This is a genomic window from Sphingopyxis sp. Soil_C_28, assembly GCF_057657055.1.
Genome location: NZ_JBDGJE010000001.1, coordinates 137,114 through 150,865, shown reverse-complemented (window position 1 = coordinate 150,865; position 13,752 = coordinate 137,114). Strand labels below are relative to the sequence as shown.

13 protein-coding genes and 2 riboswitches are annotated in these 13,752 nt (G+C 65.8%); all 13 genes read right to left on the bottom strand.

Annotated features, from left to right (window positions below):
• Positions 1-52: 52 nt before the first annotated feature.
• A complete protein-coding gene (locus tag AC3A43_RS00700) occupies positions 53-688 on the bottom strand; it encodes a DUF938 domain-containing protein (protein ID WP_487790629.1) in 636 nt (211 codons plus the stop codon).
• Entirely contained in the window at positions 685-1,134 is a 450-nt protein-coding gene (locus AC3A43_RS00695) for an ABA4-like family protein (protein WP_487790628.1), read from the bottom strand. The genes AC3A43_RS00700 and AC3A43_RS00695 overlap by 4 nt, the downstream gene beginning before the upstream one ends.
• Positions 1,135-1,153: 19 nt before the next feature.
• Positions 1,154-1,489 carry a hypothetical protein gene (locus AC3A43_RS00690; RefSeq protein WP_487790627.1) on the bottom strand — a complete coding sequence of 112 codons (336 nt, stop codon included), beginning with the start codon at positions 1,487-1,489 and terminating at the stop codon, positions 1,154-1,156.
• A complete protein-coding gene (gene gcvPB / locus AC3A43_RS00685) occupies positions 1,489-2,997 on the bottom strand; it encodes an aminomethyl-transferring glycine dehydrogenase subunit GcvPB (RefSeq protein ID WP_487792000.1) in 1,509 nt (502 codons plus the stop codon). The genes AC3A43_RS00690 and gcvPB overlap by 1 nt, the downstream gene beginning before the upstream one ends.
• 32 nt (positions 2,998-3,029) lie before the next feature.
• Positions 3,030-4,388, bottom strand: coding sequence for an aminomethyl-transferring glycine dehydrogenase subunit GcvPA (gene gcvPA / locus AC3A43_RS00680; protein WP_487790626.1), 1,359 nt, complete (start codon positions 4,386-4,388; stop codon positions 3,030-3,032).
• Positions 4,389-4,391: 3 nt separating this feature from the next.
• Positions 4,392-5,213, bottom strand: coding sequence for a glycosyltransferase (locus tag AC3A43_RS00675; RefSeq protein ID WP_487790625.1), 822 nt, complete (start codon positions 5,211-5,213; stop codon positions 4,392-4,394).
• Positions 5,214-5,252: 39 nt separating this feature from the next.
• A complete protein-coding gene (gene gcvH / locus AC3A43_RS00670; RefSeq protein WP_487790624.1) occupies positions 5,253-5,624 on the bottom strand; it encodes a glycine cleavage system protein GcvH in 372 nt (123 codons plus the stop codon).
• A 3-nt stretch (positions 5,625-5,627) separates the two neighbouring features.
• Positions 5,628-6,764, bottom strand: coding sequence for a glycine cleavage system aminomethyltransferase GcvT (gene gcvT / locus AC3A43_RS00665; protein ID WP_487790623.1), 1,137 nt, complete (start codon positions 6,762-6,764; stop codon positions 5,628-5,630).
• Positions 6,765-6,819: 55 nt separating this feature from the next.
• Positions 6,820-6,938: riboswitch (glycine riboswitch) on the bottom strand.
• Positions 6,939-7,040: riboswitch (glycine riboswitch) on the bottom strand.
• A 57-nt stretch (positions 7,041-7,097) separates the two neighbouring features.
• Positions 7,098-7,745 (bottom strand): Rossmann-fold NAD(P)-binding domain-containing protein, encoded by a 648-nt coding sequence (locus AC3A43_RS00660; protein WP_487790622.1) that lies wholly within the window; start codon positions 7,743-7,745, stop codon positions 7,098-7,100.
• Positions 7,738-8,910: a deoxyguanosinetriphosphate triphosphohydrolase gene (locus tag AC3A43_RS00655; RefSeq protein ID WP_487790621.1), complete on the bottom strand. Its 1,173-nt coding sequence runs from the start codon at positions 8,908-8,910 to the stop codon at positions 7,738-7,740. The genes AC3A43_RS00660 and AC3A43_RS00655 overlap by 8 nt, the downstream gene beginning before the upstream one ends.
• Entirely contained in the window at positions 8,907-10,811 is a 1,905-nt protein-coding gene (locus AC3A43_RS00650; protein ID WP_487790620.1) for a tetratricopeptide repeat protein, read from the bottom strand. The genes AC3A43_RS00655 and AC3A43_RS00650 overlap by 4 nt, the downstream gene beginning before the upstream one ends.
• Positions 10,812-10,886: 75 nt before the next feature.
• The gene (gene ftsZ / locus AC3A43_RS00645; RefSeq protein ID WP_487790619.1) at positions 10,887-12,338 is read right to left on the bottom strand and encodes a cell division protein FtsZ; all 1,452 of its coding nucleotides are present in this window, start codon (positions 12,336-12,338) and stop codon (positions 10,887-10,889) included.
• A gap of 153 nt (positions 12,339-12,491) precedes the next feature.
• The gene (gene ftsA / locus AC3A43_RS00640; RefSeq protein ID WP_487790618.1) at positions 12,492-13,748 is read right to left on the bottom strand and encodes a cell division protein FtsA; all 1,257 of its coding nucleotides are present in this window, start codon (positions 13,746-13,748) and stop codon (positions 12,492-12,494) included.
• Positions 13,749-13,752 lie beyond the last annotated feature (4 nt).

The window sequence follows — 13,752 nt, the reverse complement described above, 5'->3', positions numbered from 1 at the left end:
TAGCGGTTGCGGGCGCGACGTAAAGCGCCGATCGCTGCACCTGTCAGGTCCATCAGGTGCGGCGGAAGAGCAGCATCACATTGTTTGCGGGCATATTGCGACGCGCGGCAAAGGCGAAGCCGGCATCGGCAGCGGCGGCTTTGACGGCATCGGTGTCGCGCAGACCCCATGCCGGATTGCGGCTGCGCAAGCTGGTATCAAAGGCCAGATTGCCGTCCGCGGTCGGCACGCCGGGTTCGATATAGGGGCCATAGAGGATCAGCGGCGCGCCGGGCGCGAGCAGCCGCGCGGCGCCCGCGAACAGGCCCAGCGTGGCCTCCCACGGGCTGATATGCACCATGTTGATGCAGAGCAGTGCGTCGGCGCGATCGATCGGCCAGACGCTGGACGCAGCGTCGAGCGCGAGCGGCGGCGCGATATTCGGCAGGCCAGCTTCGGCCCGATACGCAGCGATCGAGGTGAGCCCGGCGGGATCGGGGTCGCTCGGTTGCCAGTCGAGGCCCGGAAAGACGGCGGCGAAATGCACGGCGTGCTCGCCCGATCCGCTCGCGACCTCCAGTATCATTCCCGATGGCGGCAGCCAGTCGGCGAGGGTCGCGGCTATGGCGTCGCGGTTGCGCAGCGTTGCGGGGGCGTGGCGTTTATCCGCGCCGCCGCCGTCGCCCGGGCTCCACGGCTGCGCCGTCACCGCGTCTTTGCCCGGGCGCGGGCGCGACGTTCGCGAACGATCAGCCAGGCGAAGAGGCCGACCGGGCCGACCATCAGGGTCAGGAACAGGAACGGAAACTGGACGATCCGGCCGAACCCTTTTTGATCGGCGTCGCGCGCGATCCACATGCCGGTGAACAGGTCGAACGCCAGATAATGAACCCAGCCGAGCGTTGCGCCGCCGGGACTGTCGAACAGCTTCATCACGCCCTTCAGCGTCGTAAAGTCGCCGCCGCCGGGTCCGCCGGGATCGATGCCGCCGGTCAGGAAACCGACGATCAGCACGGTGTAGGCAAGGCAAAGAAGGAAAACGCCGGCGTAAAGGATCGCCGCGAGAATTTTGGGGCTGCGCGGCAGGAAGGCGAGTGCGATCCAGCCAGCGAAGGCCCAATAATTGGCGAATAGAAAAATATTATCCCAGCTCATCGCGCGCTCCCCCGCCCTGTCAGATCAGTCCGCCCAGCCCGAAAAGCACGACGCCTGCAAGCAGCGCAATGGCGCCGGTGATGGTGATCAGCAAGGTCATTCGCGCCGCCGACGCGCGCCGCGATATCAGGAATGCCGCCGCGAGGCCGATGCCGATGGCGAAGAGCGGCGCATAGAGGAAGACCCAGTCGTAGCTGAATTCGCGGCGAACCTCGATCATCTCCCACTGCTCGACAACCAGGCCATAGGCGGTGATGGCGATCAACCAGCCGAGGATCGCGACGATCGCGAACAGCGCCCCGGCCGCGACGCAGCCGGATCGGGTGCGTTCGGGGCCAGGCGCCGGTTCGGTCATCAGCCTTCCCAGGCCAGCACGGGCTTGCGCGCCGCGAGCGTTTCATCGAGGCGGGCGCGAGGAGCGAAATGCGGAGCGGTCTTGAGCGCCGGGTCGCCGTTCTTGGCGCGCAATGCGATGCTGCGCAGCGCGCCGATGAACTGGTCGAGCGCCGCCTTGCTCTCGGTCTCGGTCGGTTCGACGAGCATCGCGCCATGGACGACGAGCGGGAAATAGACCGTCATCGGGTGATAGCCCTCGTCGATCAGCCCCTTGGCGATGTCGAGCGTCGAGAAGCCTTCGGCGAGGCCTTTGTCGCTGAACAAGGCTTCGTGCATGCACGGCCCCGAGCCGCCGAAGGGTGCATCGAGTACGCCATCGAGGCTGCGCAGTACATAATTGGCGTTGAGCACAGCATCCTCGGCGACCTGCTTGAGGCCGTCGGCGCCGTGGCTGAGGATATAGGTCAGCGCGCGGGTGAACATGCCCATCTGGCCGTGAAAGGCGGTCATGCGGCCAAAGGTCTGTGGATGATCCTCGCCCGCGCTTTCCTCTTCGATCAGGCGGAAACCCTCGCCCTGCTGTGTCACGAAGGGCAGCGGCGCGAAGGGCGCGAGCGCTTCGGACAGTACGACCGGGCCCGAGCCCGGGCCGCCGCCGCCGTGCGGGGTCGAGAAGGTCTTGTGGAGGTTGATGTGCATCGCATCGACGCCGAGGTCGCCGGGGCGTACACGGCCGACGATCGCGTTGAAGTTCGCGCCGTCGCAATAGACATAACCGCCCGCGGCATGGACCGCGTCCGAGATCGCCTTCATGTCGCGTTCGAACAGCCCGCAGGTGTTGGGGTTGGTGATCATCACCCCCGCCACGTCGGGACCGAGACGCGCTTTCAGCGCTTCAAGGTTGACGCGGCCGGCTTCGGTTGCAGGGATATCCTCGACGGTGAATCCCGCAAAGGCCGCGGTCGCGGGGTTGGTGCCGTGCGCGCTTTCGGGGACGAGGATCACGCGGCGGTCCTCGCCACGCGCTGCGAGCGCCGCCTTGATGCAGAGGATGCCGCAAAGTTCGCCATGCGCGCCCGCCTTGGGGGACATCGCGACGCTGTGCATGCCGGTGAGCGTGATCAGCCATTCGGCGAGTTCGTGGATCACCGCATAGGCACCCTGCACCGTTTCCTGCGGCTGGAGCGGATGGACGTCGGCGAAGCCGGGCATCCGCGCGACCTTTTCGTTGAGGCGCGGGTTATGCTTCATCGTGCAGCTGCCGAGAGGGAAGAGGCCGAGGTCGATCGCATAATTCTGCCGCGACAGGCGTGTGTAATGGCGGACGGTCTCGGACTCGCTAAGCCCCGGAAGGCCGATCGGCGCGGTGCGTGCGAGCGCGCCAAGGTCGGCGGCGGGCGCGGCTTCGTCGAAATCGACGCCAGTCGTCTCGCTGCCCCCGATTTCGAAGATCAGCGCTTCTTCGAGCATCAGCGCGCGGTTGCCGGTGAAGGTCGCGGTGTCGTCGGCGCCGCCGGCGGTGTTCATTTCGGGGCGCCAGCCGGCGCGGTTGAGCGCGGTCATGCCAGCACCTCCTTCAGGGCAGCAGCGAAGGCGGAAATATCCGCCTCGGTCACGGTTTCGGTGACGGCGACGACGAGGCCGTTTTCGAGCCCCGCATTGTCGGGATAGAGACGCCCAAGCGAGACGCCGCCCAGGATATCCTGCTCGGCGAGTTTGTGGATCACGGGACGGGCTTCGGTGGGAAGCAGCAGGGTGAATTCGTTGAAGAAGCTGCTGTTCAGGACCGACACGCCGGGGACTTTTGCGAGTTCACTCGCCGCTGCCTTGGCGCGCCCGTGGTTGATTGCCGCGAGCTGACGCAGGCCAGCCTCACCCAGCAAGGTCATATGGATGCTGAAAGCCAGCGCACAAAGACCTGAATTGGTGCAGATATTGCTCGTCGCCTTTTCGCGGCGAATATGCTGTTCGCGCGTCGAGAGCGTCAGCACGAAGCCGCGCTTGCCATTGGCGTCGACGGTTTCGCCGCAGAGGCGCCCCGGCATCTGGCGGACATATTTGGTCTTGCATGCGAAGAGGCCGACATACGGCCCGCCAAACTGGAGGCCGACGCCGATCGACTGCCCCTCGCCCACCACGATGTCGGCGCCCATTTCGCCGGGCGATTTGATCAGGCCAAGCGCAACGGGTTCGGTGACGACCGCGATCAGCAGTGCGCCCGCGGCCTGGCAGGCTTCGGCCAGCTTCGTCATATCGTCGATGCGGCCAAGGATGTCGGGATATTGGACGACGACGCAGCTCGTTTCCTTGTCGATGCTGTCCGCCAGCGCCGCCCAGTCGGTGCCGGCTTCAAGGCTCGGATCGCCATCGACGAGAACATCGCCGGTATATTTGGCCATCGTGCGCGCGACGCTGCGGTAATGCGGGTGGAGGCCGGTCGAGAGCAAAGCCTTGCCACGCTTGGTGATGCGGCGCGCCATGACGATCGCTTCCCAGCAGGCGGTCGAACCGTCGTACATCGACGCATTGGCGACGTCGGTGCCGAGCAAGCGGGCGACCTGCGACTGGAATTCGAACAGCATCTGGAGCGTACCCTGCGCGATTTCGGGCTGGTACGGCGTATAGGCGGTGAGGAATTCGCCGCGCTGGATCAGATGATCGACACTGGCAGGCACATGGTGACGATAAGCCCCGGCGCCAAGGAAGAACGGCCCCTCTCCCGCCGCACGGCTGCGGCGTGCGAGCGCGCCCATATGACGTTCGACCGCGAGTTCGCTGGCATGGTTCGGCAGCCCGGCGATCGGGCCGTCAAGCCGCGCCTCGGCGGGGACATCGATGAACAGATCGTCGATCGACGACGCGCCGATGGTCGCGAGCATCGCCGCGCGGTCATCGGTGGTGAGGGGGAGATAACGCATGAATTACTCCGGAGAAGAGGCTGAATTTGTGGAAAGAAGCTGGGCAACGTCGGCGAGCGAGCCGCGGAAGATCGCCGGTCCGCTGTGCGTCGTGCTGACCCACGGCGCGAGCCAGATGCGAAAACCGGCATCCCGGACGCGTCGACAAAAGGCGTAGTCGTCGGACAAAAGCGCCTGCGTCTCTGCCTCGATCATCGGCGAGAAGCAGGCCGCTTCATATTCGCCGACACCATGCGCCGCGCGTTCGGCCGGGTCGGGCCGGAAGGCGATGTCGGGCAGCTTGGCGCGCAATGTTTCGAGCACGTCGCGGCGGATGAGCATCATCGCCGTACCGAGCCGCGCCAGTTCGACGAGATCGGTCAGTGCGAAGCTTTGATCCGCATGCAGGAATTGCAGCGCGAAATCGCCCGCGAAGCGCGCGAGATCGGCTGGATCCTCCTTGCCGAAACCGCGTTCGGCTGCGAGCGCGACGTTGCGCCAATTGACCATCCGCCTTGGGTAAGCTGCGCCGAGCACGGCACAATCGGGCCGCCCCGCCATCGCCTGAACCATCGAAAACACGTCGTCTGAGGTAAAATCGATATCGGCGTCGACGAACAGCATGTGGGTGCAATCGCTCGCGAGGAACATCGCCGCCAATATGTTGCGCGCCCGCGTGATCGACGGCTGATAGAGGATGAATTCGAACCGGACCGAAACGCCCAGCGCCTGCGCCTTCAACGCCAGATCAAGCGCCGAGCGGACATAGGTGCCCTGCGCCCCGTCATAGATGGGCGTCGCCACCATCAGGCGGCAATTGGCGAGGGCCGGGTCGATGTTCGTCACACTATCTCCCTTCCCCTCCCGTGCGAGAGGGGAACCGGGTCAGAGGTTGTCGCAGAAAGCCTTGTACGCCTTCGCGTCCATCAGGCCGTCGAGCTGGCTCTTGTCGGCCAGCGTCATGCGGAAGAACCAGCCTTCGCCTTCGGGGTCCGAATTGACGAGCGCGGGATCTTCCTCGAGCTGGCCATTGCCTTCGGTCACGGTGCCGTCGACAGGCGCGTAGACGTCGCTGGCAGCCTTGACCGATTCAACGACCGCGGCGTCGCCGCCCTGGCTAAGTTCGGCGCCGGTGTCGGGCACTTCGACGAACACGATGTCGCCAAGCTGGCCCTGCGCGAAGTCGGTGATACCGACCGTCGCGACGTCGCCGTCGACATCGAGCCACTCATGTTCTTCGGTAAAATAACGCGGCATCAGTCAACCTCCTGTTTTTCTGACATAATTATGAGGAACAAAGGGCATCGCGACGACGGTGCAAGCTACCCGCTTGCCGCGCACTTCGGCAGCGACAGCGGTGCCGGGCACGGCGTGGTCGCGCGGGACATAACCCATGGCGATCGGCGCGCCGACGCTGGGGGCAAAACCGCCCGAGGTCACGACACCAATCTCGTCCTCGCCGTCGAACAGCTTCGCGCCTTCACGGACGGGCACCTTGCCGTCGACGAGCAAGCCGACACGCTTGCGCGGCGGGCCGTCTTCGAGATGGCCGAGAATGCGCGCGGCGCCGGGGAAATTCTCTTCCGCCCGGCGGCGCTTGCTGACCGCAAAGCCCAGGTCGCCTTCGGCGGGGTCGATCGCGGGGGTGAGGTCGTGGCCGTAGAGCGGCAGGCCCGCCTCGAGCCGCAGCGAGTCGCGCGCACCGAGGCCGATCGGCTTGACTTCGTCCATCGCGCAGAGCGTGTCGGCGAAGGCCTCAAGCGCCTCGTTCGGCAGCGAAATCTCGAAGCCATCCTCGCCGGTATAACCCGAGCGGCTGAGGGCAATGGCATGACCCTGCCAGGTCGTGCGGGCCGCTTGCATGAAGACGAGGCTGGCGGCCTCCGGGATCAGCCGCGCCAACGCGTCGACCGCCTTGGGGCCCTGTAGCGCGAGCAAGCCATAATCCTCATTGTGATTGAGCGTGACGTCGTCGGGCAGGTTTTCACGCAAATGGCCGATATCTTCCCATTTGACCGCGCCGTTGACGACAATGCCAAACTGGTCGCCCTCGTTGGTGATCATCAGATCGTCGAGAATGCCGCCATCTTCGTCGAGCAACAGCGAATAGCGCATCCGGCCCGGCTTCAGCCCCGAAATGTCGCCGGGGACGAGCGTTTCGAGCGCTTCGGCAACATCGTCGCCCGAAATCGCGAGTTGTCCCATATGGCTGACGTCGAACAAACCGGCGTTTTCGCGAACCCACAGATGTTCGGCCATGATGCCTTCATACTGGATCGGCATCCAATAGCCGGCGAATTCGACCATCCGGCCCCCCTTCGCGCGATGCCAGGCGTCGAGCGGCAGCGTCTCGGTCTCGATAACCGCTTCGTCGTCCGTCTGTTCAATATCGGTCATGCCAGTCTCCCGCGGTTGCACAGCTTATGTGCGGCCCAACGCCGCACCTTGTCGCCATGCCCCCTCTGTCACGGGAACCTGAGAGTTTTCCTCCATCATATGACGGAGTTACCCCTTCGGTGGTTCCGTCCCCCCATATTTCGGGCAGCCGGAACGCTTTCCAGAGTGTCCGTTCCAGCCTGCGCGGTCCTGCTGACCTGAGAGTTTCCGGGGCGGTTGCTCCTTCGGTGGTGAGGCGCCGGTTACCCTGCCCTCACGCTCTCCCGCGCGGCCGGTCGAATCCCTTGCGAGGCCCGACAGACATCCGAGCCTTGGCGCTGCCCTTTTAAGGAGTCAATCGGCGAGCGCGCGGATCGCGTCGTTTTCGTGGATATGCACGCCCGAACCGCCGTGCGCGGCCAGCGCGACTATCGCTGCGGCGACAATATTACCCGAGATCGAGCGATATCGGCGGAACGAGCCGTGGAGCAGCGCATCGGCCAACGGCGCGGCAATCGTCGCCAGTCCCTCGCCCAATCGCTGTGGTCCCGGCCGGTCGCCGCGGAGCAGGCCGGGGCGGATCAGATCGAGCCGATCGAAGCCGAGCGCGCGCAGGTCATCCTCGGTCTCGCCCTTGGTGCGCAGGTAGAAATTGCTGCTTTCCGCAGCGGCGCCGACCGAGCTGACGAGGATCATATGCGGCGTGCCACCCGCTTTCGCGCCGCGCGCCGCCGCGAGAACGAGGTCGTGATCGACGGCACGAAAGGCGTCTTTCGATCCCGCTTGCCGAATCGTCGTGCCGAGGCAGCAGATCAGCACCGCGGGCTTTTCGGCGGCAATGATATCGGGCCAGCGATCGGCGGGTGCGACCATTTCGGCATGATGCGGCGCCAGATCCTCGAGCTTGCGGCGCGCCAGGACGAGGGCGGGTGTGCTGCCGAAGGCTTTGATCACCGCGCGCCCGATGAGCCCCGTCGCGCCGATGATCAGAGCGTCAGGCATGCGCCAAAGCCTGGGGCACGGCATCGCGGCCGAAAATGTCGGCGTAGCGGTCGATGGCGAAACGGTCGGTCATACCGGCAATATAGTCGCCGATATGCCGCACTGTCGCGCATTCTTCTTTGGGCACGCGCGACGACCAGTCCTCGCCCATCAGGCCCGGGTTTTCGGCATAGGCCGCGAACAGACGGCCGACGACCTGGTTGGCCGCCTCTGCCGCGGCGACCTGTTCGGGATGATGATAGAGATTGGCGTACATGAAGCGCTTGAGGTCGCGCTCCTGTGCGGCGAGTTCCGGCGAAAAGCAGCCGAGCGTCTTGCCGGCGGCGCGCACCTGGTCGGCGCTCGCCACGCCAGCGGCAGCGACATTGGCCGTCGTCGCGGCGATCACGTCATTGACCATGACGCCGATCTGGTCGCGGACTAGTTCGCGAAGCAGCCGGTCGCGCGGCGCACCGGGGAAACGCCCTTCGACAGCCCGGTAATTGGCGGCGACGAAGGGCTGTTCCATCAGCTGGTCGAGCTCGAGCAGCCCGGCGCGGAGACCGTCGTCGATGTCGTGATTGTCATAGGCGATATCGTCGGCAACCGCCGCGATCTGTGCCTCGAGGCTGGCATGGCTGCCGAGATCGAGCCCGAAATCGCCATCGATTTCTGCGAGCGCCCAGCCGGGGTTCGTCACCGGGCCATTATGCTTGGCGAGTCCTTCGAGCGTTTCCCACGTCAGGTTCAGGCCGTCGAAGAGCGGATAGGGGCATTCGAGGCGCGCAAGGGTGCGCAGCGTATGGCCATTATGGTCGAAGCCGCCATGGTCGGTCATTGCAGACTTGAGCGCATCCTCGCCCGCATGGCCGAAGGGCGGGTGGCCGATATCGTGCGCAAGGCAGAGCGCCTCGGTCATATCCTCGTTGAGGCCGAGCGCGCGGGCGATACCGCGGCCGATCTGCGCGACCTCGATGCTGTGCGTCAGGCGGACGCGATAATGATCGCCGTCGGGGGCGACGAAAACCTGCGTCTTGTGGCGGAGGCGGCGGAACGCGATCGAGTGGATAATCCGGTCGCGGTCGCGCTGGAAGTCATCGCGCGGCCCGCGAACGACCCGGCCGAGCTCGGCATAGCGGCGGCCGCGGCTGCTTTCAGGTTGGCTGGCGCAATCGGCAACGCTCACTTGACCGGATCGACCGACTGGCCCGCCTCGCTGTTGAACAGGAAACCGTCGCCGCCTGCCTTTTTATAGCTCGCAAGCCAGTCCTGCGCCGCCTTGCGATCCTTGAAGGGCCCGACGAGCAGGCGGCGCGTCTTGCCCCATTCGGCCGTCGCGCCCGATTTGCCCTTGAATATATCGGGGCTTTTCTTGGCGAACTTGCCAAAGTCGGTGGCGAGCGCGCGCGCGTTGGCGCCGGTCGCGACCTGGACCCACAGACGCGCGGGGCTGGCCTTCTTTTCGGCCGCCTCTTCCTTCGCCTTGGCGTCGGCTTCGGCCTTCAGCTTGGCCGCGGCACTATCCTTCTCACGCTTCGCCGCCTCGGCGGCATCGGCCTTGCGCTTGTCCGCCATCAGCCTGGCCAGCGTATCGGCACCGATCGCATTGTCGGGCTGGGTCAATTCTTCGGCCGGGATTTCGATCGATCCGACGATATCGGCGAGCGACGCGAGCGGCGCCGAGGCGACGGGCGCGGGAACTGCGGCCACCGGTGCAGGCGCAGGAACCGGCACGGCTGTTTGAGAGATCGGCGCCGTCGCGGGCGCGGCGCCCGTCCCGCGGCCCATGTCGGCGATCGAGAAGCCGGGCCCGACAGGCTGCGACGATTGCGCGGCATTGGTGCCGATCGGGGCTGTATTTGCTGCCGGCTGCGAGGCCGCGTCGAGAGCATCGACTTTGGCCGGTGCCGGGGCGATGCCGTTAGCGGTCGGATCGAACCCGGGGCCAAGTTGGAGGGGGACGGCGGCGGTAGAGATCGGCGTGGTCGCTGCCGCCAAAACATTGTCGGGCACGGGCTGCGGCGATACGGATGCGGGGCGAACAGCTGCCGTTGGCGTTGGCGTTGGCGTTGGCGTCGGGCTGACCGATGCGATCGTCGCCGGCCGTGGCCGTGCTGCGGCCGGCGCGGGTGTCGGAGCGGGTTTGCGGCTGACGGGCGTCGGCGCGGGCGTTGCCGACATCATCGCCTGCCGCTTGTCGGCCGCCGTAGCGCGCCTTCCCGTTGAGGCAACGGGCGCAGGCGAAGGTGGCGGCGTCGCGGCGGCGATCTGCACAGGCTTGCGTTTCGGGCCGAGCTGACCGTTGGGGAAGCGACCGAAATGCGCCGCCGCTGCCTGCTGCGCCGGGTTGAGCCGGTCCATCTGGGTCAGATAGGGCATGATATTCTGCGCCATCGCGGGCGGCATTGTCGCGTTGACGATCTCGGTCGCCTCCTTGTCGCGCCCGTTCATTGCGAGAATCATCGCGCGCAAACGCCATGCACCACGGTCCTGCGCGCGCAATTGCGGCGTCAGCATCTGGATCGCGCGATCAGCCTCGCCGCTGATCCCAAGCGACAGCGCGTATCGCCGCGTCAATTCGTCGTTCGGCGTGATCGACAGCGCCAGCTGGTAATCGCGCTGCGCCGCGTCCTGTTGACCCAGCAAATCGCGCGCGAGGCCGCGGTCGGAAAGGAACAGCCTTTCCGACGCACCCATCAACTGCGCCTCGCCGAAATAGTCGAGCGCGCGGGTGGGATTTTCCATATGGACCATCGCCGAACCGAGCGCAGCCTTCACCGCCCCGTCGCGGGGGTTCGCCTGTTCGGCACGCACGAGAAAGCCCAGCGCGGCCCGATAATCCTCCAGATCAATCGACGCGCGACCCGCATCGAGCAAGGCGGCGGTGTCGTTGTTGTTGGACGCGATGCGCGCGAGGGCCGACGACAACAGCGAACGGGCGGCCGTACGCTTTTGCATTGCCACCCGCGTTGCGGCGTCGGGCGGCGTTGCCTGCATCGCCTGGACCGGCGTCATCAACGCCGAACCGAGCAGCAGCGCACCGAGCGCGCCGACAATCCGCCGTGCGCGCGCCGGCTTCGCCGTCATTTTCGCTTGCCGCATGGGCAAATCATCCCGAATTCCGGCCGGCCGTGCCCGGCGGGCAGCCGCTCGATAGCCCCGTTACTGGTTGTTCTGGCGCCCCAGGAAACGCGGGATATCAACCCCGTCTTCCTTGCCGCCTTCTTGGGCGTCAGGCGTCGATGCCCCGCGCGAAAGACGCGACATGCGTTCGAACAGCGTACCGCCCCCGACAGACCGCGCGGGTGCTTCTTCCGTCGGTGCCGGAGCAGACGAGGTCTGATATTCCGCCGGCGCTTCGGGTGCGTCGAGCACGAGCTCGTCGGCGGTATCGTCATAGGTCGCGGCGACCTGCGACAAGACCATCGGTTCCTCTTCGGCAGCCGCCGACGAAACTTCGGGCTCGGCGGGGTCGCTCAACGAAAAGCCGGGAGCCGGATCGCTGCCTTCGGCCGCAGGGGCTTCGACAAAGGATTCTTCCTGAACCGCTGGTTCAACAATCTCTTCGGCCACCGGCGCGGGCGTTGCAGCACGCGCGGGAGCGAAGGAGAAGCTGCGCGTTGCGGGCGATGCCGCCGCCTGCTCGCCGCTGCCGTCGATCCCGGTGGCAACCACCGAAACGCGGATCTTGCCGTCGAGGCTGTCGTTGAACGCGCTGCCCCAGATGATGTTGGCGTCGGGATCGACCAGCTCGCGAATATGGTTCGCAGCCTCGTCGACTTCCATCAGGCGCATATCTTCGCCGCCGGTGATCGAGATGATGACGCCCTTTGCGCCCGCCATCGACACGCCGTCGAGCAGCGGGTTGGCAATCGCTTTCTGCGCGGCTTCGAGTGCGCGGCCATCGCCTTCGGCTTCGCCGGTGCCCATCATCGCCTTGCCCATTTCGCGCATCACGCTGCGCACGTCGGCAAAGTCGAGGTTGATCAGGCCGGGCATGACCATCAGGTCGGTAATCCCGCGAACGCCCTGCTGGAGGACTTCGTCGGCCATCGTGAACGCTTCTTTGAAGGTCGTGTTCGGATTGGCGACAAGGAAAAGATTCTGGTTGGGTATGACGATCAGCGTGTCGACATGCTCTTGCAGTTCGGCGATTCCGGCGTCGGCCGAACGCATCCGGCGATTGCCCTCGAAGGTGAAAGGCTTCGTCACCACACCGACGGTCAAAATGCCGCGGTCGCGCGCTGCCTTCGCGATGACAGGCGCCGCACCCGTCCCGGTGCCGCCGCCCATGCCCGCCGCGACGAAGCACATATGCGCGCCGTTCAGCGCCTCTTCGACCTGCGCGATGCTTTCCTCGGCGGCCGCACGGCCGACCTCGGGCCGCGAACCCGCGCCCAGCCCCTGGGTGATTTGCGTCCCCAGCTGGATGCGCCGTTCGGCGGGCGAAGCATTCAGCGCCTGCGCATCGGTGTTGGCGACGACAAAGTCGACCCCTTCGACGCGCGCGGCAATCATGTTTGCGATGGCATTGCCACCCGCGCCGCCGACGCCGATCACCGCGATGCGCGGTTTCAGCTCATCGACCTGCGGCGGGCCAATATTGATGCTCATCAAAGTGTCTCCCTGCAGCGGCGGACAGGTGCCGCTTCCCCAACCTTGCGACCCAGCCGGGCGGTAGTCCGTCCGCCCGGTTTTCTATTACCGCATTGCACTATTGTGACTCGGGAATCATCCAAAAAATTAACCTTTTTGACCCTGCGGCAACTAAAAACTGCTTTTCAGTGCTGCCATCAGCCGATGCAGGATAGAAGTCCCCGCCGGCCGATAAACATCCTGCGACATCATCGGCAGATCGCGAAGGTCCACCGGGTCCGACGCCGCATAGAGAACCAGACCCGCGAGCGTCGCGAAAGCGGGGCCGCTATGCGCATCGGGCAGGCCGTGCAAGCCGCGCGGTCGCCCGACGCGCGCGGCGCGGCCGAGGGCACTCTGGGTGTAATCGGCGATCCCTTTGAGGTCGGCGCCGCCGCCGACGAGCACGACCTGACGTCCGATCGGCCCGACGAAATGCAGATCCTTGAGCGTCCGGCCAATTTCGCCCATCATCGCGTCGAGGCGTTGGCGGATCACCGTCACCAGTTGCGCGCGGGTGATGCGCGGGGAATCGCTGCCCGACGGCGCGCCGGGTTCGAGCTCGATGATCTCGTTATTGTCGCGCGGGCTGGCCGAAGCCGAACCGTAAAAACTCTGCAGCCGCTGCGCCTGGCTGCGGCGGATGCCGAAGGCCGAGGCGATGTCGTCGGTGATGTCGCTCGCGCCAAAGGGCAGCGACGCCATTTCGACCAGCATCCCGCCAGCATAGAGCGACACGGTGGTGACCGCAGCGCCGAGTTCGACGAGCGCGACGCCAAGGTCGCGTTCCTCGTCCGACAGACAGGCAAGGCCCGCCGCAATCGGCGAGGCGACGACGGCGTTGACGTCGAGATGGGCCTGACGAACCGCGGCCTCGAGGTTCCGCACCGGCGCGCCATCGGCCATGATGATATGGATATCGACGCCCAGCCGGTCAGCATGAAGCCCGATCGGGTTCTTGACCCCCGTCAGCCCGTCGATCGTGTAGAGTGCGGGCTGTGCGTGGAGGATCATCCGGCCTTCGGGATCGATGCCGGCGCGCCCCGCAGCGAGCAGATCGTCGACATCTTCGCGTTCGATGCGATGGCCGCCCAGCTCGCTTTCAATGGGCGCGACATCGCTGAGCAACCCGCCCGCCGAAAAGCTGACCCAGACGTCATCGATGTTGAGCCCCGCGATCCGCTCGGCCTGTTCAATCGCTTCGCGCACGATATGCTCGGTCTGTTCCATGTCGGCGACATAGCCGCGCTGAACGCCGCGACTTTCGCGCTGGCCGGTGCCGAGCACATGGAGTTGGCCATCGGCGGTCTGCCCCGCGATTAAGGCGCACACCTTCCACGACCCGACATCGAGCGCAGTGATGATCTTTTCGATGCGCGGCGGCGCCATGGTC

Excerpts from the sequence above, each read along its gene's own strand:
- AC3A43_RS00650 (WP_487790620.1), bottom strand. The coding sequence starts at position 10,811 with ATGACGGCGAAGCCGGCGCGCGCACGGCGGATTGTCGGCGCGCTCGGT.
- AC3A43_RS00695 (WP_487790628.1), bottom strand. The coding sequence starts at position 1,134 with ATGAGCTGGGATAATATTTTTCTATTCGCCAATTATTGGGCCTTCGCT.
- gcvT (WP_487790623.1), bottom strand. The coding sequence starts at position 6,764 with ATGACCGATATTGAACAGACGGACGACGAAGCGGTTATCGAGACCGAG.
- gcvPA (WP_487790626.1), bottom strand. The coding sequence starts at position 4,388 with ATGCGTTATCTCCCCCTCACCACCGATGACCGCGCGGCGATGCTCGCG.
- AC3A43_RS00690 (WP_487790627.1), bottom strand. The coding sequence starts at position 1,489 with ATGACCGAACCGGCGCCTGGCCCCGAACGCACCCGATCCGGCTGCGTC.
- gcvH (WP_487790624.1), bottom strand. The coding sequence starts at position 5,624 with ATGCCGCGTTATTTTACCGAAGAACATGAGTGGCTCGATGTCGACGGC.
- ftsA (WP_487790618.1), bottom strand. The coding sequence starts at position 13,748 with ATGGCGCCGCCGCGCATCGAAAAGATCATCACTGCGCTCGATGTCGGG.
- ftsZ (WP_487790619.1), bottom strand. The coding sequence starts at position 12,338 with ATGAGCATCAATATTGGCCCGCCGCAGGTCGATGAGCTGAAACCGCGC.
- gcvPB (WP_487792000.1), bottom strand. The coding sequence starts at position 2,997 with ATGAACACCGCCGGCGGCGCCGACGACACCGCGACCTTCACCGGCAAC.
- AC3A43_RS00660 (WP_487790622.1), bottom strand. The coding sequence starts at position 7,745 with ATGCCTGACGCTCTGATCATCGGCGCGACGGGGCTCATCGGGCGCGCG.